This window comes from Anoxybacillus dikiliensis, from assembly GCF_050613275.1.
Lineage (GTDB): Bacteria > Bacillota > Bacilli > Bacillales > Anoxybacillaceae > Anoxybacillus.
The window spans coordinates 1,050,281-1,067,982 of the sequence record NZ_CP187112.1 but is presented as its reverse complement, the minus strand read 5'-3'; the positions used below and the strand labels follow the sequence as shown (position 1 = coordinate 1,067,982).

Annotated in this window: 20 protein-coding genes; all 20 read right to left on the bottom strand. The window is 41.5% G+C overall.

Features of this window, described 5'->3' with window-relative positions:
• Complete coding sequence (dxr, locus tag ACPF7I_RS05715; RefSeq protein WP_430744315.1) at positions 1 to 1,155, bottom strand: 1-deoxy-D-xylulose-5-phosphate reductoisomerase; 1,155 nt, start codon at positions 1,153 to 1,155, stop codon at positions 1 to 3.
• A gap of 6 nt (positions 1,156 to 1,161) precedes the next feature.
• On the bottom strand, positions 1,162 to 1,929 hold the full coding sequence (locus ACPF7I_RS05710; protein ID WP_430744316.1) for a phosphatidate cytidylyltransferase: 768 nt from the start codon (positions 1,927 to 1,929) through the stop codon (positions 1,162 to 1,164).
• A gap of 6 nt (positions 1,930 to 1,935) precedes the next feature.
• Positions 1,936 to 2,700, bottom strand: coding sequence for an isoprenyl transferase (locus tag ACPF7I_RS05705; protein ID WP_042533883.1), 765 nt, complete (start codon positions 2,698 to 2,700; stop codon positions 1,936 to 1,938).
• 93 nt (positions 2,701 to 2,793) lie between these two features.
• The gene (gene frr / locus ACPF7I_RS05700; RefSeq protein WP_009732918.1) at positions 2,794 to 3,345 is read right to left on the bottom strand and encodes a ribosome recycling factor; all 552 of its coding nucleotides are present in this window, start codon (positions 3,343 to 3,345) and stop codon (positions 2,794 to 2,796) included.
• 1 nt (position 3,346) lies between these two features.
• On the bottom strand, positions 3,347 to 4,069 hold the full coding sequence (gene pyrH, locus ACPF7I_RS05695) for a UMP kinase (protein ID WP_021094184.1): 723 nt from the start codon (positions 4,067 to 4,069) through the stop codon (positions 3,347 to 3,349).
• A gap of 62 nt (positions 4,070 to 4,131) precedes the next feature.
• Entirely contained in the window at positions 4,132 to 5,013 is an 882-nt protein-coding gene (gene tsf / locus ACPF7I_RS05690) for a translation elongation factor Ts (protein ID WP_430744317.1), read from the bottom strand.
• Positions 5,014 to 5,143: 130 nt separating this feature from the next.
• On the bottom strand, positions 5,144 to 5,851 hold the full coding sequence (gene rpsB / locus ACPF7I_RS05685; RefSeq protein ID WP_021094186.1) for a 30S ribosomal protein S2: 708 nt from the start codon (positions 5,849 to 5,851) through the stop codon (positions 5,144 to 5,146).
• 138 nt (positions 5,852 to 5,989) lie between these two features.
• Positions 5,990 to 6,445 carry a DUF6115 domain-containing protein gene (locus ACPF7I_RS05680; RefSeq protein WP_430744318.1) on the bottom strand — a complete coding sequence of 152 codons (456 nt, stop codon included), beginning with the start codon at positions 6,443 to 6,445 and terminating at the stop codon, positions 5,990 to 5,992.
• Between the two features lie 10 nt (positions 6,446 to 6,455).
• Complete coding sequence (locus ACPF7I_RS05675) at positions 6,456 to 6,713, bottom strand: hypothetical protein (RefSeq protein ID WP_430744319.1); 258 nt, start codon at positions 6,711 to 6,713, stop codon at positions 6,456 to 6,458.
• 34 nt (positions 6,714 to 6,747) lie between these two features.
• Entirely contained in the window at positions 6,748 to 7,488 is a 741-nt protein-coding gene (locus tag ACPF7I_RS05670) for a FliA/WhiG family RNA polymerase sigma factor (protein WP_430744320.1), read from the bottom strand.
• A gap of 28 nt (positions 7,489 to 7,516) precedes the next feature.
• Positions 7,517 to 7,831 (bottom strand): hypothetical protein, encoded by a 315-nt coding sequence (locus tag ACPF7I_RS05665; RefSeq protein ID WP_430744321.1) that lies wholly within the window; start codon positions 7,829 to 7,831, stop codon positions 7,517 to 7,519.
• Entirely contained in the window at positions 7,831 to 8,331 is a 501-nt protein-coding gene (locus ACPF7I_RS05660) for a chemotaxis protein CheD (RefSeq protein WP_430745965.1), read from the bottom strand. The genes ACPF7I_RS05665 and ACPF7I_RS05660 overlap by 1 nt, the downstream gene beginning before the upstream one ends.
• Positions 8,324 to 8,959, bottom strand: a complete 636-nt coding sequence (locus tag ACPF7I_RS05655; protein WP_430744322.1) for a chemotaxis protein CheC — start codon at positions 8,957 to 8,959, stop codon at positions 8,324 to 8,326. Before ACPF7I_RS05655 ends, ACPF7I_RS05660 begins: the two co-directional genes overlap by 8 nt.
• Positions 8,960 to 8,966: 7 nt before the next feature.
• Positions 8,967 to 9,398 (bottom strand): chemotaxis protein CheW, encoded by a 432-nt coding sequence (locus ACPF7I_RS05650; protein WP_085789629.1) that lies wholly within the window; start codon positions 9,396 to 9,398, stop codon positions 8,967 to 8,969.
• Between the two features lie 25 nt (positions 9,399 to 9,423).
• A complete protein-coding gene (locus ACPF7I_RS05645; RefSeq protein ID WP_430744323.1) occupies positions 9,424 to 11,484 on the bottom strand; it encodes a chemotaxis protein CheW in 2,061 nt (686 codons plus the stop codon).
• A gap of 14 nt (positions 11,485 to 11,498) precedes the next feature.
• Entirely contained in the window at positions 11,499 to 12,569 is a 1,071-nt protein-coding gene (locus ACPF7I_RS05640; RefSeq protein WP_430744324.1) for a protein-glutamate methylesterase/protein-glutamine glutaminase, read from the bottom strand.
• Between the two features lie 12 nt (positions 12,570 to 12,581).
• Positions 12,582 to 13,451 carry a MinD/ParA family protein gene (locus ACPF7I_RS05635; RefSeq protein ID WP_430744325.1) on the bottom strand — a complete coding sequence of 290 codons (870 nt, stop codon included), beginning with the start codon at positions 13,449 to 13,451 and terminating at the stop codon, positions 12,582 to 12,584.
• Positions 13,448 to 14,554 (bottom strand): flagellar biosynthesis protein FlhF, encoded by a 1,107-nt coding sequence (gene flhF, locus ACPF7I_RS05630; protein WP_430744326.1) that lies wholly within the window; start codon positions 14,552 to 14,554, stop codon positions 13,448 to 13,450. The genes ACPF7I_RS05635 and flhF overlap by 4 nt, the downstream gene beginning before the upstream one ends.
• Entirely contained in the window at positions 14,551 to 16,587 is a 2,037-nt protein-coding gene (gene flhA, locus ACPF7I_RS05625) for a flagellar biosynthesis protein FlhA (protein WP_430744327.1), read from the bottom strand. Before flhA ends, flhF begins: the two co-directional genes overlap by 4 nt.
• 31 nt (positions 16,588 to 16,618) lie before the next feature.
• Positions 16,619 to 17,701 carry a flagellar biosynthesis protein FlhB gene (gene flhB / locus ACPF7I_RS05620; protein ID WP_430744328.1) on the bottom strand — a complete coding sequence of 361 codons (1,083 nt, stop codon included), beginning with the start codon at positions 17,699 to 17,701 and terminating at the stop codon, positions 16,619 to 16,621.
• Between the last annotated feature and the right edge of the window lies 1 nt (position 17,702).

The following is a 17,702-nucleotide window of genomic DNA, read 5'->3' as shown; positions in this document are numbered from 1 at the left end:
TTACATGTGTAGTGATTTTACATATTGTCTCGTTTCACGATCGACTTCGCGAATCGTCTCGAGATCTGGATAAGCAATCGGCACGTGCCGCTCCATCGCTTGTTCAATGCACTGTTCAATCGCTAAAAACGATATTCGTCCAGCTAAAAAGGCTGCCACCGCTTCTTCATTCGCTGCATTTAATACGGTCGGCATCGTTCCACCTATTTTTCCTGCCTCATAAGCAAATTGTAAACAACGGAACCGATTCATGTCCACTTTTTGAAAATGCAACGTGGCTACTTGTGCGAAGTTTAGTCGTTCGATATGTAGCGGAAAACGATCGGGATACGTTAGCGCATATTGAATCGGTACACGCATATCTGGCGTCCCGAGCTGAGCGATTACACTTCCGTCATGAAATTGCACCATAGAATGAATGATGCTTTCTTTATGTAAAAGAACGTCAATTTGTTCATACGGTAGTTGGAACAACCAATGTGCTTCGATGACTTCAAGCCCCTTATTCATCATTGTTGCGGAGTCGATCGTAATTTTTGCTCCCATCGACCAATTCGGATGTTTTAGCGCTTCTTCCACCGTGACATGTTCTAGCTGCTCGCGCGTGCGATCGCGAAAACTACCGCCTGATGCCGTCAAAATAATACATTCGATATTTTTTTGTTTCTCTCCTTGTAAACATTGGAAAATAGCGGAATGTTCACTGTCTACAGGCAAAATGGACACACCGTAATCGATCGCGTGCTTCATAACGAGATGGCCTGCGGTAACTAACGTTTCTTTATTAGCTAACGCAATTGTTTTTTTCGCTTCAATCGCTTTTAACGTAGGCACTAGTCCAACGCTTCCTACGACCGCATTGACGACAATGTCCGCTTCTTCCACTGTCGCCACTTCAATGAGCCCATCTTCACCTGAAACGATGCGCACTCGACCAATATATTCGCTCTGCAACATGTCCGCATCTTCTTTTTGAGAAACACATACAACTTTTGGTGAAAATTGTTCAATGATGATTTTTGCCTGTTCTATATTTCGTCCAGCTGAAAAAGCAATGAGACGAAACGCATCGCGATGAGCACGAATGACATCTAACGTTTGCATTCCAATCGAGCCCGTCGCTCCTAATAAACTAATTGCTCGCAAGCTGTCCACTCCTTTTTAAACAATGAGGTAAAACAAATGTAACATTGGTAAAATAAACAGCAAACTATCAAAGCGATCTAAAATGCCTCCATGCCCAGGTAAAATCGCACCTGAATCTTTCACCCCATAATGCCGTTTAAACGCTGATTCCACTAAGTCACCGAGCTGACCGAAAACGGACAAAATGACTGTCGCAATCAGTAACATCGGAAAAGATGGAGCAAACGGTGATAACCACTCATAAACACTAACAACAAAAATCGCACATAAAATGCCTCCAACAGCACCTTCAACTGTTTTATTCGGGCTAATGTGCTCCCACAGTTTTCGTTTTCCAAGCGCTCGACCAATAAAGTATGCTCCGCTATCCGTTGCCCAAATTAAAAAGAGCGCATAAAAAATGTACGACACCCCTGCTTCACGCACATGAAAAAACGAATAAAACCCAACGCCTACATATAGTAAAGAAGCAATCATAAACCCAACATCGTCAAACGTAAACGCATTTTTGGATATGACCGTATAAATGAGCAACAAAAACAGTCCGATGATGAGTATCCATATGTTTATCATATGTTCATACGGATATAAAAAGAGCCATAATACAAGAAAACTAACGATGCTTGGAAACGAAAAAAGCGACATTTTTTTCATGCGAATAAGTTCAAATAAACCAACCGTAGCGAGTATATACGTTAAGACTAAAAATGGCCATCCGCCATATATGACGATCGGTAAAAAGACTGAAGCTGCAATAATTGCTGTCACAATTCTTTGTTTCATATGAAATTATACGCCTCCAAATCGGCGGCTACGTTGCTGAAATTCATGTACCGCCTGTAAAAAGTGTTGTTCTGTGAAGTCTGGCCATAATACATCTGTAAACCAAAACTCTGTATACGCTAATTGCCAAAGCATAAAGTTACTTAAACGAATTTCCCCGCTTGTGCGAATAAGCAAATCAGGATCAGGCAAATCGTTTGTCATCAAATACGAATGGAACAATTGCTCATCGACATCGTTTGCTTGAATCGCTCCGTTTTGCACATCGTCAACAAGTTTTTGAACCGCATGTACAATTTCTGCACGGCTTCCGTAGTTTAAAGCAAAGTTTAAAATTAAACCGGTATTTTGTTTCGTCTGTTCGATCGCCTGATCGACTGCACGTAACGTATGTAAAGGTAGTTGGTCTTTATGTCCCATCACGCGCACTTGTACGTTTTCTGCAATTAACTCGGGCAAAAATGTCGTTAAAAACTGTTCCGGAAGCTGCATTAAATAATCGACTTCTGTTTTCGGTCGTTTCCAATTTTCTGTTGAAAATGCATATAACGTTAACACTTTCACACCTAGTTCGTTGGCAAAGCGCGTAATTTTTCGCACCGTTTGCATACCTTCGTAATGTCCAGCCATCCGTGGCAATGCACGTTTTTTCGCCCATCGTCCGTTTCCGTCCATAATGATCGCCACATGCGCAGGAATCGGTCCTTGTAAAACGGTTTCTTTTGAATACGCTTCTTCTTTGTTTTTCCATCTTTTCATCTTTTCAAACATAAGCGCATGTCCTCCAGCTTTGATCGATCGTAATTAGGCTGTGCGCCCTATTTCGTAATTATAACAAAAAACCCTCTATAAACATAGAGGGACTTATACTTCCATCACTTCTTTCTCTTTTTCTTTCGTAATCGCATCGATTTTTGCGATATGATCGTCTGTTAGTTTTTGAATGTCTTCTGTATAGCCGCGCAATTCATCTTCAGTAATCTCACCGTTTTTCTCCAGCTTTTTCAACTCGTCGTTTGCATCGCGACGAATGTTGCGCACAGCAACTTTTGCTTCTTCAGCATATTTTTTCACAAGCTTCACAAGTTCACGGCGGCGCTCTTCAGTAAGCGGTGGAATCGCAATGCGAATGACTGAACCGTCGTTTGAAGGTGTTAAACCTAAATCTGATGCTAAAATCGCCTTTTCGATTTCTTTCAACACAGATTTGTCATACGGCTGAATGACAAGAAGACGCGCTTCTGGCACTTGAATGCCCGCTAACTGAATAATCGGTGTTGGCATGCCGTAATAATCAACTGTAATTTTTTCTAACAAAGCAGGATTTGCTCGCCCAGCACGAATCGTTGCGAGTTCACGAGAAAACGCTTGTACAGCTTTATCCATTTTTTCTTTCGCATTCGTTAATACTTGCATGTTATTTCCCCCTTACAATTGTTCCAATATTTTCACCTAATACAGCACGTTTAATATTTCCTTCTTCCATAATTGAGAAAACAATGAGCGGAATATCGTTATCCATACATAACGATGAAGCAGTCGAGTCCATGACGCCTAATCCTTGTTTAATGACATCTAAATAAGATAGTTCATCATATTTGACAGCGTTTTTGTCCACTTTTGGATCAGCGCTATATACACCGTCTACGTTGTTTTTCGCCATTAAAATGACGTCTGCTTCAATTTCTGCTGCACGAAGCGCGGCTGTCGTATCCGTTGAAAAGTATGGGTTCCCTGTTCCTGCTGCAAAAATGACGACACGTTTTTTTTCTAAGTGACGAATCGCTCTTCTTCGAATGTACGGCTCAGCTACTTGGCGCATTTCAATCGACGTTTGTACACGCGTTTGTACACCGAGCTGCTCTAAGCTATCTTGTAGGGCAAGCGAGTTCATCACCGTTGCTAACATCCCCATGTAATCGGCTGTGGCGCGGTCCATCCCCATTTCGCTGCCAATTTTTCCACGCCAAATGTTTCCGCCCCCAACGACAACGGCAACTTCGACTCCTAGTTCTGCCACTTCTTTTACTTGTTGAGCGATCGATTTAATGACAGATGGATTAATTCCAAATCCTTGCTCTCCCGCTAACGCTTCACCGCTTAGTTTTAAAACGACACGTTTATACTTTGGACTTTCCATTGTAAACCTCCATCCCGTTCTTTAAAAATAGGGAACACATATGTGTTCCCTATTTGTCTCCATTACTTACGAACTTGGCTCATAACTTCTTCAGCGAAGTTATCTTGACGCTTTTCAATTCCTTCGCCTACTTCGTAACGGATGAAGCTTTTCACAGTTGCGCCATTTGATTCTACAAATTGACGCACTTTCACATCTGGATTTTTCACGAAGCTTTGCTCAAGTAAGCAAATGTCTTCAAAGAATTTGCCTAAACGGCCTTCAACCATTTTTTCAACGATATTTTCAGGCTTTCCTTCATTTAATGCTTGTTGTTTTAACACTTCGCGCTCGCGAGCGATTTCATCTGCAGATACTTCATCACGAGAAACGTATTTTGGATTAATTGCTGCGATGTGCATCGCTACATCTTTTGCAATGTCGCTATTTGTTGTACCTTCTAATACAGTTAATACAGCAATGCGACCACCCATGTGTAAGTATGCACCGAATGCGGCGTTGTCTCCTTTTTCAACAACTGCAAAGCGACGTAACGTAATTTTTTCACCAATTTTAGCGATCGCTGCATTAATGTGCTCTTCTACTGTCGCACCGTTATCCATTTTTTGTTGTAATGCTTCTTCGACTGTTGCAGGTTTATGTTTTAATAAATGGTCAGCTAATTCTTTTACTAATGTTTTAAACCCTTCGTTTTTCGCAACGAAGTCTGTTTCAGAGTTTACTTCTAAAATGACTGCTGTATTTCCATCTACTTCGATTAACGTTGTTCCTTCAGCTGCGATGCGATCTGCCTTTTTCGCTGCTTTCGCCATTCCTTTTTCACGAAGCCAGTCGATCGCTTTTTCCATATCACCGTTTGTTTCTGTTAATGCTTTTTTGCAGTCCATCATTCCTGCGCCTGTCTTTTCGCGCAACTCTTTTACCATTTGAGCAGTAATTGCCATGTCAAACATCCTCCTTTTTTATGTGCGAAATCGTATGTACACAAACCGAAACGGTTTGTATGCTTAGTATGCCCGATTTTCTTAAAAAAAGGTGATAAAAGGCTTCCCCCTCTTATCACCTTTCACACGTTTACTCAGCTGTGACAACGGCTTCTTCGCCTTGTTTTGCTTCTAAAATTGCATCAGCAATTTTAGCTGTAAGAAGCTTCACAGCGCGAATCGCATCGTCGTTCGCAGGAATGACGTAGTCGATTTCGTCTGGATCGCAGTTTGTATCTACGATTCCGATGATCGGAATGTTTAATTTACGAGCTTCTGCAACGGCAATGCGCTCTTTGCGTGGGTCGATAACAAATAACGCATCTGGCAATTCTTTCATTTCTTTAATACCGCCTAAAAACTTTTCAAGACGCTCTAATTCTTTCTTTAGTTTTACCACTTCTTTTTTAGGCAATACATCGAATGTGCCGTCCTCAGCCATTCTTTCGATTTCTTTTAAACGTTTAATACGTTTTTGGATCGTTGCAAAGTTTGTTAACGTTCCACCTAACCAACGTTGGTTTACGTAGAACATGCCAGAACGTTCTGCTTCTTCTTTCACAGAATCTTGCGCTTGTTTTTTCGTACCAACGAATAAAATTTTGCCGCCGTTTGCCGCAAGCTCTTTAACGAAGTTGTACGCTTCTTCTACTTTTTTCACTGTTTTTTGCAAGTCAATGATGTAAATACCATTGCGCTCAGTGAAAATGTATTTTTTCATTTTTGGGTTCCAACGACGTGTTTGATGCCCGAAGTGAACCCCTGCTTCAAGCAACTGTTTCATTGAAATAACAGACATCTTTCATCCTCCTAGATGGTTTTTTCCTCCGCTCACGTCATTTTTAAGCAAGACTGCAAAGCAGCACCGTCGCTTAAATCGATGAGCGTGTGTATTCACACCAAATAGAACTATATCATAATTAAAAAGCACATTCAACTACTTTTGGTGAAATTTAAGCAAAAGCTCTATTTCTGTCTTCCCGCGCTTCAACGCTTTCGCAATTTCATCCATTGTTTTTCCTTGTTGTTGAAGTTTTAGCGCTTCTGAAATGAGCGACTCGAGCGACGGCTCTTCCTTTGGCGCAGTTGTTGATAATTCTACTCGGTCAACAACGTCTTCAACTGGAAGTCGTACTTGTTCTTCCCGAAATGGAGGAGAGGCTTCTTTTTTCTTTTGACGAACGGCCGATGATGTCATTTGTTTAACAAATCGTTCGTTTTCCTCTTTAAACTGCATTAAATATGTCGTCATCATCGTTTCCATTTCGCGAATGAGCTCCGCTTGCTCTCTTTCTGTCTCTTTAATTTTTGCCCATTTTAATGATAAAAGAATAATGAGAAAAAGCGAGACACCATGCAAAACGAAGCTGATCAACCATAAAAACGTCGTCATATCATCCCTCTTATCCGATAAAATCAATATATGTTCCTTTGTAAGGATGTTTACTTTTTTCTTTTTTCTCAGACTGTTTTTTCCACTTAGCACGTTCGCTTTGTTCCGCTCTCGTCACTTGTTGCCGAATGCGCTCATCTTGTTTTTTTATTTCTGTTGCAAGCTGTTGTTGAGCAAGCTGTCCGTATTGTTGCATATGTTCTTGCCATTTCCCGAGCTCATGCGTTTTCGGCAACGCCACTTGTAACTCGACTAATTTTAAACTCATGTTCTCACTTCCTTCATAAAGTGATGAAGGACTGTCATATCGCTTGCTCAATCAGTTTGCGCATTTTAAATAAGGCTTTTGCGTGAATTTGGGAAATTCGTGACGTGGACAGTCCCATAATATGTCCGATTTCTGTAAACGTCAATTCTTCCTTGTAAAATAAACTAATGACTAGCTGTTCTTTTTCATTTAGCTGTTGAATAATATTCGCTAATTGCGCAATTTGTTCTTCACGCAACATATGTTCTTCGGGCGACAGAGATCGATCATCGCGAATCGTAAATGACGGTTGATCGTCGTCATCATCGAACGGTCGCTCATCTAAAGATAAAACATTGGCGAAAAACTGTTCACTCATCACCGCATACACTTCATCTTCTGAGATGTTTAATGCTTCCGCCACTTCTTTGGCGCTGACATCACGCATATGTGTTTGTTGCAACTGCTCAATTGTTGCCTCTATTTTTTTCGCCTTGTCTCGTACGCTGCGCGGAAGCCAATCTTCTTTGCGCAATCCGTCTAAAATTGCGCCACGAATGCGAAAGGAAGCATACGTATCAAATTTTAAATCGCGTGAAGGATCAAACTTTTCTAGCGCATCATATAAGCCAAGTAGCGCTAAACTTTTTAAATCTTCTCTTTTTACGCTTTTCGGAAGGGATGAAGCAATACGTTGCACATGATAATCGACAAGTGGCATATATTTTTCGATCAGTTGATCGCAAGCCTCGCGATCGCGAGCATCAATCCACTTTTGCCAGCATTGCTCAATCATATCATCCCCCCTAAATGTTAACGTTCATTTACTTTTCTTCCTGCCTCAATAGTTGCCGAATATACTCTGCTACTTTTTGTTGCTCTTCTTCACTTAAACTTTCAATCATCTGTTCCACTTCTATTTCATCCGATGGTGTTAACGACATATTTTGTACAGATGCATCTTTTTGAATAAACGCCATCATCCAACGAATGATAAATGCAAAAACAAAGAAAATAACAAATGCGATCAACGCGCGTATGATAGATGTCCATACACTATTTTGCAATAGTGAAGAAAAAAAAGCGACGATACAGCCAAATAAGGCAAACATCACGTTAAATTTCCATGTACTAGCCATTACATTTCCCGTACCCCTTGGTTTACTGTTCGAATGAGCAACATGCCTGTTTTCGGATGAAATTCAATCGTCCGTCCACTACTCCCTCCGACGTCTTCAGCAACGATTGGGATGCGAAAACGTTGAAGCTGCTCACGAACGGCCTCAACGTTGCGCGGTCCGATGCGCATCATATCTGTCGTACCTGTACGAAATTGAAACATTTGCGCACCTCCAGCCATTTTTGCCTTCAAATGACCATTTCTTCCCCCTGCCCCAATGACTCGCCGTACTAACTCTTCAATCGCAGTATCAGCGTATTTTGCTACATTCATTTTTTCAGATTTTGCCAACGACGAGTCGGGAAGCATGACATGCGCCATTCCTGCCACTTCTTTCACTAAATCATACACAACGACACCGACGCAAGAGCCGAGTCCACATGTACGAATGACATGTGGTGCCTTTACTACATTCATGTCAGCAATTCCTACTTTTACTATTTGAACAATTTCACTCATCATGTTCCACACCTAAAGCCCGAAAAATAATGTGAAATGATTCAGGGTCAGGGAGTAGGAAAAAGTGTCCATTTACACGGTCATCAGGCTGATGTTCTTCATGAATGGCTGTATCAACGACAATGACATGATCGCCAACGCGCGACATTTCAATTAATCCATAGCTTAAAATCGCGCCAATCATATCAATGCTAAGTGCTGGAACAGATGGATATAAATTTAAATGAGTGAAATCTGACAAAGACGATAAATACGAACCGGCTAAAATGTTGCCTAGCTCTTGCAACGCAGATAGCGACAATTCAGAACAATGTTGTTCTAGTTTAAACTGTTCATCGCCAATCATTTGCTGAATAAACCGCTCTGCTTGTTCAATAGATAATACGAAAAACATATTGCCTGGCGCATCCCCTTCAATGCGCAAGAAAACAGCGGCGACGACATTGTCAGCTCCTCCAACAATATCCATCATTTCATCAAATGAAATGATGCGCACATCCGGAATTGTCATTTCGATTTTTTTGTTTAACAGCTTTGATAACGCTGTTGCTGCGTGGCCCGCACCAATATTTCCAATCTCTTTTAGTATGTCCATATGGACGGCATCCATCCGTTCAAAATATGACATGGACGATTTATCCTTTCTCCGTTTTTAATACTTTTTCTAAGTTTAATAAAATGAATAGTCGCTTTCCAATTTTCACAACACCGTTAATATATTCCGCCGTTGTTGTATCCACTACCTCTGGTGGCGGTTCAATCGCTTCTGTTGAAATATCGACGACATCGTTTGCCGCATCAACAATTAAACCGACTTCCATATCATCGAGCGCAACGATAATGACGCGCGTATGGTCAGAAAACTCAGCTTCCTCTAAACCGAAACGCATGCGCAAGTCAATAATTGGTGTTACAACGCCGCGCAAATTAATGACGCCTTTCACATACTTCGGAACGCGAGGAACGCGTGTAATATGTTGAATTTTTTCAATTGAACGCACTTGTTGAACTGGAATGGCATATTCTTCGTCTTTTAATTGAAACACAATCACTTTCAGCTCAGCCACATTATATTCCCCCTCTCGCTTGTTCCTACTTAATGAGCGCATTGCAGTCAATAATGAGCGCCACTTGTCCGTCACCTAAAATGGTCGCTCCAGAAATCGCAAACACGGACGTTAAGTAGTTGCCAAGCGATTTTAACACCACTTCTTGTTGACCAATAAACGAATCGACGACAAGTCCAGCCATTTTTTCGCCTTTCCGCACCATGACGACCGATAAGAAATCGTCTTCTTCCTTGACGACAGGCACTTCAAAAATATCTTTTAAGAATAAAAGCGGAACAACTTTTCCACGAAAATCAATGACTTTTTGATTATGAGCATGCAAAATATCTTCTTTCTTCACAATAGCCGTTTCAATAATAGATGACAGCGGAATTGCATATTTTTCCTTTTGGATTTCAACTAACATGACAGAAATAATAGATAGTGTAAGCGGTAATTGAATCGAAAAAACCGAGCCGACTCCTTCCTCTGAATCAATTGATACCGAACCACCAAGCGATTCGATCGTGCTTTTTACAACATCTAAGCCGACACCGCGTCCAGAAATATCAGATACTTTATCTGCTGTCGAAAAACCTGAAGCAAAAATAAGCTCATATACTTGTTTATCCGTTAAATTCGCCGCATTTTGTTCGGAGATAATCCCTTTACTAATTGCTTTTTTCAACACTTTTTCACGGCTAATGCCTGCACCATCATCTTCAATTTCAATAAATACATGGTTGCCGCTATGATACGCTTTTAACTTGACTGTCCCTTCTTCCGGCTTTCCTTTCGCACGGCGCACATCTGGCGTTTCAATACCGTGGTCGATCGCGTTGCGCAATAAGTGAACAAGCGGATCGCCGATCTCATCAATCACCGTGCGATCAAGCTCCGTTTCTGCTCCAATAATTTCAAGGTTAATTTTCTTTCCTAAATCGCGGGCTAATTGACGAACCATGCGCGGGAAGCGGTTAAATACCGTTTCAACAGGCACCATGCGCATATTTAAAATGATGTTTTGCAAATCGCCTGAAATGCGTGACATGCGTTCAACCGTTTCATGCAATTCTGGGTTGTTTAGCTCACGTGAAATTTGTTCCAATCGGCCGCGATCAATGACGAGCTCTTCGAACAAATTCATTAATATATCGAGCCGCTCAATATTCACACGAATCGTTTTATTGCTCACTTGCTTTCCGGTTTGCTTTTCTTCTTGTGCTTCTTGTTTTTTCTCGACTGTTTGTTCAGCCACTTTTGTTTCTTCTTTTTGTTCCTCTTTCCGCTCTTCTTTTTGTTCCTCTTTCCGCTCTTCTTTTTGTTCCTCTTTCCGCTCCTCTTTTTGTTCAACCGTGTTTTCAGATCTATGTAAATCAACCGGCTGAACGTTCACTTCTTCCACTTCTGATACTTTCATAATGCGTTTTTGTAACTCATCTTGTGATACTTTTGTCACAACTGTCACGACAAATTGATCGTCAAATTGTTCTGCTTCAAGCATTTCTACCGCGGGAACAGATTTAATCACTTCACCGATTTGTTCAATGACTTCAAAAATCATAAATACGCGAGCTGCCTTTAATAAGCAGTCGGAACGCAATTTCACGCTCACTTCATAGCTATGAAATCCTTGCTCAGCTGACTGTTTTAAAATGGTGTATTCAAATTCATCGTATGTTTGCTCTTGGATTGCATTTCTTTTTTGTGGAGCGACAACGACTTCCCCTTTTTCGATTTGTTTTAACTGCGCGACAACGGCTGTAACGTCACGCTTTCCATCCCCACCTTCTGCAATGGAAACAACCATCGCTTCTAAATCGTCAACGGCACGGAAAATGACATCAAGCAACTCAGGTGTCACGGCAATTTTCCCATTGCGAATGCCATCAAGCACATTTTCCATTTGATGCGTTAAATTCGCTAAGTCCTCAAATCCCATCGTCGCTGACATCCCTTTTAACGTGTGGGCAGAACGGAAAATTTCATTAACGATTGACACGTCATCTGGATTTTTTTCAAGCTCTAACAATTGTTCGTTAATCGTTTGTAAATGTTCTTTACTTTCATCAATAAATACTTCGAGGTATTGACTCATGTCCATTGTTCCTATCCCCCTCAAACTTGTACGTGCTTCATTACCGCTTCAGCAATATCATCAACATGAACAATTTCATCAACGACGTTGGCAGCAATCGCTGATTTTGGCATGCCGAATACGACTGACGATTCAGCGGATTCTGCAATAACAAACGTTTTGCCAGACATTTTTAACTGTTTTAATCCTGCTGTGCCATCTGACCCCATTCCCGTCATAACGACGGCAATTTTTTCGTAATCTGTTAGAGCGCTTAACGACTCAAACATGACGTCAACAGAAGGACGATGTCCGTTTCGCGGTGCTGCTTCATCAAGATGAATCGCAAGCGATGTACCGACACGTTTGACATATAAATGTTTCCCACCCGGTGCGATATATGCCGTCCCTTTTTGGATAATTTCACCGTCTTCTGCTTCTTTCACCCGAATATCGCATAACGAATCGAGGCGGTTCGCTAACGACTTTGTAAATCCTTTTGGCATATGTTGCACAACTAAAATAGGTGCATCAATCGTCGCTGGAAATTTCGTTAACACGTGCTGAAGCGCACGCGGTCCACCCGTCGATGTGCCGATGGCGATCATTTTCTTCTTTCCGCTTACATGTTGTCGTTCGCTTACCTCTATTTTACTATATTGTTTTTGTGGCAACATAGACTTTTTTTGCTTTATCTTTACCGTTCGCAAATTCGCTTCGCTCGCTAAAAGCACCTTTTCGATCATTTTATCTTTAATTTTATATAAATCTAGCGAGATGGCACCTGAAGGCTTAGCGATAAAATCAACGGCACCGTATTGCAACGCTAAAATGGTATTTTCCGCTCCTTCTTTCGTCGTGCTTGAAATCATCACAACAGGAAGCGGGTGTTTCTGCATAATATGCTTTAGCGTTTCAAGCCCGTTCATGACAGGCATCTCAACATCTAAAGTGACAACATCAGGTCGTAATTGCTCAATTTTTTGTAGCGCTTCTTGTCCATCACGTGCTGTACCGACAACGTGCAAGCGCGGATGTTCTGACAAAAAGTCGCTAATTAATTTTCGCATAAAAGCAGAGTCATCAACGACAAGCACTTTTGCTTTATTCACAGCGATGATAACCTACCTTTCTAAAAAGTATTGACGAAGCTTGGCAAAAAAGTGAAACGGGCGTTTCTCTTTCTTCTCATGCTCTTCATCTGCTAAATAGCGATCTGTCATTTGCACTACCGCCTTGCTCGCCTTGGCACTCGGATCAAACAAAAGAAAAGGCGTTTGACGAATAACAGCTGTGCTTACTGTTCGATCTTCTGGCACATATCCTAAGGCACGTAACTCTTTTCCTAAAAAACGTTTCGCTACTTGTTTTAAACGTTGTAACGTTTCGGTTCCTTCTTTATCCGAACGCGCACGATTCACTAGCACATAAATCGGAAGGTGTGGGTCCGCTAAATGAATGTATTTCATCGTTGCGTATGCATCAGTTAAAGCTGTTGGTTCAGGCGTTGTCACGATGAAAATATCATCAACCGCCTTCAACAATTGAAGACGATCTTCGGACATCCCCGCTCCCATATCAAAAATGATGTAATCGTATTGCTCAGAAACGTGTTGTAACTGTTCAATAAAATATTCCACTTGTCGTTCATCCATATGGAAAATCTCTGTAAATCCGGTTCCCCCTGCAATAAACGCCAATTCATCCGGTCCTGTCTTTATAATATCATGAATGGTGACATTTGGACGAAAAATATCGATGATCGTATGGGATGACGTTTGCCCAAGCAAAATATCAATATTCCCCATTCCAATATCCATATCAAACAACAATACATGTTTCCCCCGCTGACGTAGCGCTAATGAAAAGTTTAGCGAGACGTTCGACTTTCCGACGCCACCTTTCCCACTTAACACAGCAATCGCTTTCGTTTCTGAACCGTGTTGCATTTTTTTTACACGTAAACGTAAGCTTTCCGCTTGATCTCTCATCATTGTTGCTCGACCCCGGTAATCATATTTGCCACAAGCTGTGGAGTAGCTTCAACGATATCGTCTGGCACGTTTTGCCCGTGCGTCATATACGCTGTACCGATACGACATTGAATCATCATATTTAACATCGCCCCATGCCGACTCGTTTCGTCCATTTTCGTGAAAATAAATTTATGAATCGGAATGAGGGAAAACTGTGTATAAATTTCTTTCATATCTCGCCATTTCGCTGTTAACGACAATACGAGAAATGTTTCCATTTCTTCATTGAAATCGATCATTTCTTTTAAATCGTTCACATATTGGACGTTGCGAAAATTTCTTCCGGCCGTATCAATAAAAACAATATCGTACGATGTAAGCTTCTCTTTTGCTTGGCGAAAATCGTCAAGATTGTAACATACTTCAATTGGTACGTTTAAAATTTTTGCATATGTTTTTAGTTGATCAATCGCCGCGATGCGATACGTATCCGTCGTAATAAATGCCACCTTTTTTCTATGTTTAATGACGCAATCGGCCGCCATTTTCGCTAGTGTCGTCGTTTTTCCAACCCCCGTTGGCCCAACAACGTTAACGAATTTTTTTTGAAAAGAAATACCGCCGAAAGAAAGAGAAGATAATGTGTTTACAATTTCCTCATAAAGCCATTTCTTTACTTCGTCATACGATCCGTTCGCACCCGACGTGTACCACCGTTGCAACAAAGTAGACATGAACATCGCTCGCACATCATCGCTTATTTCTTGATCCATTAAATGGGCATCTATTGCTTTTAACGGGGCAGGGTAATGCTCAACACCCCCTCCTTGTGACAACTGACGAATCGTCGCTTTTAATTCATGAATTTCTTTTAATAGCTGTTCATCACGCAACGGTTCTGTGCGCTCTTTTCGTTTTTCTTTCATTTTTTGAACAGGCGGAGTGGTTGGCTTTGGATCAACGGCAGCAATCACTTCAATATTTTTTCGGGAAAATAGACCAAGAAATCCTTTTTTTTGTACAACTTTCGAGTTTAAAATAACAGCATCATTTCCAAGTTCTGCACGAATCATTTTCATCGCTTCTGGCATAGACGAAGCAACAAACTTTTTTACTTTCATTCCACATTCACCACCCCAACACTTTGAACTTCCACATTGGCTTCAAGTTCATTATACGACAAGACCGGAACGTGACGGAAATATCGTTCGGTTAATTGTCTAACATACATGCGCACAGCCGGCGAGCAAAGTAAAATCGGCGATTGATCTTGAAACGGAAATTGCTCAATTTGCATAGCAATCGCTTCGATAATCGCTTGTGAAACAACGGGATCAAGGGCTAAATAATTACCATGTTCCGTTTGTTGCACGCCTTCGGCAATCATTTTTTCAACTTTTCCTGATAATGTAATAACACGCAACGGCTGACCTTCAACAACATACTGGCTCGTAATTTGACGTGCGAGCGCTTGACGAACGTATTCTGTTAAAAGATCTGGATCTGTTGTCATTCGTCCAAAATCAGCGAGCGTTTCAAAAATAACCGGCAAATTGCGAATGGATACTTTTTCACGTAACAAATTCGCAAGTACTTTTTGAATGTCGCCGACCGATAGTGGATTTGGCGTCACTTCTTCAACTAAAATTGGATACGATTCTTTTACATGATCGATTAACTGCTTCGTTTCTTGTCGACCGAGCAACTCATGCGCATGCGCTTTTAACAGCTCTGTTATATGCGTCGATACGACAGATGGCGGATCAACGACCGTATATCCAAACATTTCAGCTCGCTCTTTCATTTCTTCAGAAATCCATTTTGCTGGCAAACCAAAAGCCGGCTCAATCGTATCGATTCCTTCAATGGAATCATCATCAACGCCAGGGCTCATCGCTAAATAATGATCAAGCAGCAACTCGCCACGCGCCACTTCATTTCCTTTAATTTTTAGTCGGTACTCATTCGGCTGCAGTTGAATATTATCACGAATGCGAACAACAGGAATGACGATGCCAAGCTCTAAAGCAAGTTGGCGACGAATCATGACGATGCGATCTAATAAATCCCCGCCTTGGTTAGCGTCAGCAAGCGGAATAAGTCCGTACCCAAACTCAAATTCAATCGGATCCACACTTAATAAACTAACGACACTTTCTGGACTTTTCATTTGATCCATTTCGATTTCCTCTTCAGTCTCTTCTGGTGTCGTTTCTGCCACACGAGCTTGTTTTGTTAATTGATATGCGCCGAAAGCAAGCAAAGAAGCAATCGGAATCGTCAACAAATCATTAATCGGGGTAAACAATCCGAGTAAAAAAATGGTCCCAGCTGTGACGTATAACATTTTCGGATACGCAAACAGCTGCCGCATAATGTCGGCACCTAAATTATCATCAGAGGCCGCACGTGTGACAACAATACCTGTGGCCGTTGAAATTAATAACGCTGGAATTTGGCTAACAATCCCGTCCCCAACAGTCAATAGCGTATACCTTCTTGCTGCTTCCCCAATGTCCATCCCTTGCTGCACCATGCCGATGACGATTCCGAATAACATGTTAATTAATACAATAATAATTCCTGCGATCGCATCACCTTTGACGAACTTGCTCGCCCCGTCCATCGCACCGTAAAAATCTGCTTCTTGCGCAATTTTTTCACGTCGTTCTCTCGCTTGTTGTTCAGAGATAATGCCGGCATTTAAATCGGCGTCAATGCTCATTTGTTTTCCCGGCATCGCATCGAGCGTAAAACGAGCCGCAACTTCTGATACGCGCTCCGCCCCTTTTGTAATGACGACGAATTGAATAATAACTAAAATTAAAAAGACAACAAACCCGACGACAACATTTCCACCAATGACGAACGTTCCAAACGTTTCAACGACTCCTCCTGCTTCCCCTCTACTTAAAATCGAGCGAGTTGTTGAGACGTTTAAACCGAGGCGAAATAATGTAAGCAAAAGAAGGAGCGAAGGGAAGATCGAAAATTGGAGCGGTTCGCGCATATTCATCGACGTTAAGAGAACGAGCAGCGCAAGAGAAATATTCATAATGATGAGGATGCTAAGCAACCATGATGGTAGAGGAATGATGAGCATCGCTACAATTAATACAACCATAAGTAATACAGATAAGTCCCTTGCCGACATAAGCGTTCTCTCCTGTTCACATACATAAAGATTAAAGTTTATTTTTCGTTTTATAAACGTACGCTAAAATTTCTGCTACCGCTTTGAAAAAAGCTTCCGGAATAACCATGCCGATATCTGTTTGATCGTATAGTGCGCGCGCAAGCGGACGATTTTCAACGATCATTACGTCGTTTTTTTTAGCAATATCTTTTATTTTTTGTGCCATATAGTCCACCCCTTTGGCGATAACGATCGGGGCATCCGCTTGTTGTTCATCATACTTTAACGCAACGGCAAAATGCGTTGGGTTTGTAATGACAACGTCCGCTTTCGGCACCTCTTGCATCATGCGGCGCATCGCCATTTCCCGCTGCTTTTGCTTAATGCGCGATTTAATGAGCGGGTCTCCTTCTGTCTTTTTATATTCATCTTTAATATCTTGCTTTGACATACGAATATTTTTTTCAAAATCGTACCGTTGATACAAATAATCGAATATCGAAAGAAACAGTAAAGCGACAGAAGCGACGATCCCCATTTGAATCGTTAAACGTCCAAGCGTGATTGCACTAGCACCAATTGATTTATGGGATAGCGATAAAATATCACCCATGTGCAACCATAAAACTGAAAATGTCACAACGCCAACAAACAGCACTTTTAAAATCGACTTGAGCAATTCTACAAGTGAACGAAGGGAAAAGATGCGCTTTAATCCTTGAATCGGATCGAGTTTACTTAGTTTCATTTGCAACGGTTCCGTCGTAAACAAAAAGCCAACTTGCACAAAATTAACAAATAGCGCTGCAGCAATCGCGGCTAAAAAAATCGGTCCAACAAGCATCGCAAGCTGGCGAAGAAGGTCAACAAAAATAAGCTGCACAGAATCAACCGTCACATCCATGAAAAAGTAATGTTGAAAAGATTGACGAAACAGTCGTACAATCGCATTTCCCCACACGCTAGAGGAAAACGAAAGAGTAAGAAAAACGACGAGCATTAAAAAAGCTGCAGTCGCATCAGCACTTTTCGCTACTTGCCCTTTTTTGCGCACTTCTTGCCGTTTTCTCGGCGTTGCTTTTTCTGTTTTTTCTCCGGCGAAAAACTGTAAATCAACTGACAGCCAGCTCACG

Bases quoted from the DNA above. Each gene is read 5' to 3' on its own strand.
- frr (WP_009732918.1), bottom strand. From the start codon at position 3,345: ATGCAAGTATTAACGAATGCGAAAGAAAAAATGGATAAAGCTGTACAA.
- ACPF7I_RS05655 (WP_430744322.1), bottom strand. From the start codon at position 8,959: ATGTCATATTTTGAACGGATGGATGCCGTCCATATGGACATACTAAAA.
- ACPF7I_RS05645 (WP_430744323.1), bottom strand. From the start codon at position 11,484: ATGGACATGAGTCAATACCTCGAAGTATTTATTGATGAAAGTAAAGAA.
- ACPF7I_RS05660 (WP_430745965.1), bottom strand. From the start codon at position 8,331: ATGAGTGAAATTGTTCAAATAGTAAAAGTAGGAATTGCTGACATGAAT.
- ACPF7I_RS05665 (WP_430744321.1), bottom strand. From the start codon at position 7,831: ATGGCTAGTACATGGAAATTTAACGTGATGTTTGCCTTATTTGGCTGT.
- pyrH (WP_021094184.1), bottom strand. From the start codon at position 4,069: ATGGAAAGTCCAAAGTATAAACGTGTCGTTTTAAAACTAAGCGGTGAA.
- ACPF7I_RS05680 (WP_430744318.1), bottom strand. From the start codon at position 6,445: ATGACGACGTTTTTATGGTTGATCAGCTTCGTTTTGCATGGTGTCTCG.
- rpsB (WP_021094186.1), bottom strand. From the start codon at position 5,851: ATGTCTGTTATTTCAATGAAACAGTTGCTTGAAGCAGGGGTTCACTTC.
- ACPF7I_RS05710 (WP_430744316.1), bottom strand. From the start codon at position 1,929: ATGAAACAAAGAATTGTGACAGCAATTATTGCAGCTTCAGTCTTTTTA.
- ACPF7I_RS05670 (WP_430744320.1), bottom strand. From the start codon at position 7,488: ATGATTGAGCAATGCTGGCAAAAGTGGATTGATGCTCGCGATCGCGAG.
- flhF (WP_430744326.1), bottom strand. From the start codon at position 14,554: ATGAAAGTAAAAAAGTTTGTTGCTTCGTCTATGCCAGAAGCGATGAAA.
- ACPF7I_RS05635 (WP_430744325.1), bottom strand. From the start codon at position 13,451: ATGATGAGAGATCAAGCGGAAAGCTTACGTTTACGTGTAAAAAAAATG.
- ACPF7I_RS05675 (WP_430744319.1), bottom strand. From the start codon at position 6,713: ATGAGTTTAAAATTAGTCGAGTTACAAGTGGCGTTGCCGAAAACGCAT.
- ACPF7I_RS05705 (WP_042533883.1), bottom strand. From the start codon at position 2,700: ATGTTTGAAAAGATGAAAAGATGGAAAAACAAAGAAGAAGCGTATTCA.
- tsf (WP_430744317.1), bottom strand. From the start codon at position 5,013: ATGGCAATTACTGCTCAAATGGTAAAAGAGTTGCGCGAAAAGACAGGC.
- flhA (WP_430744327.1), bottom strand. From the start codon at position 16,587: ATGTCGGCAAGGGACTTATCTGTATTACTTATGGTTGTATTAATTGTA.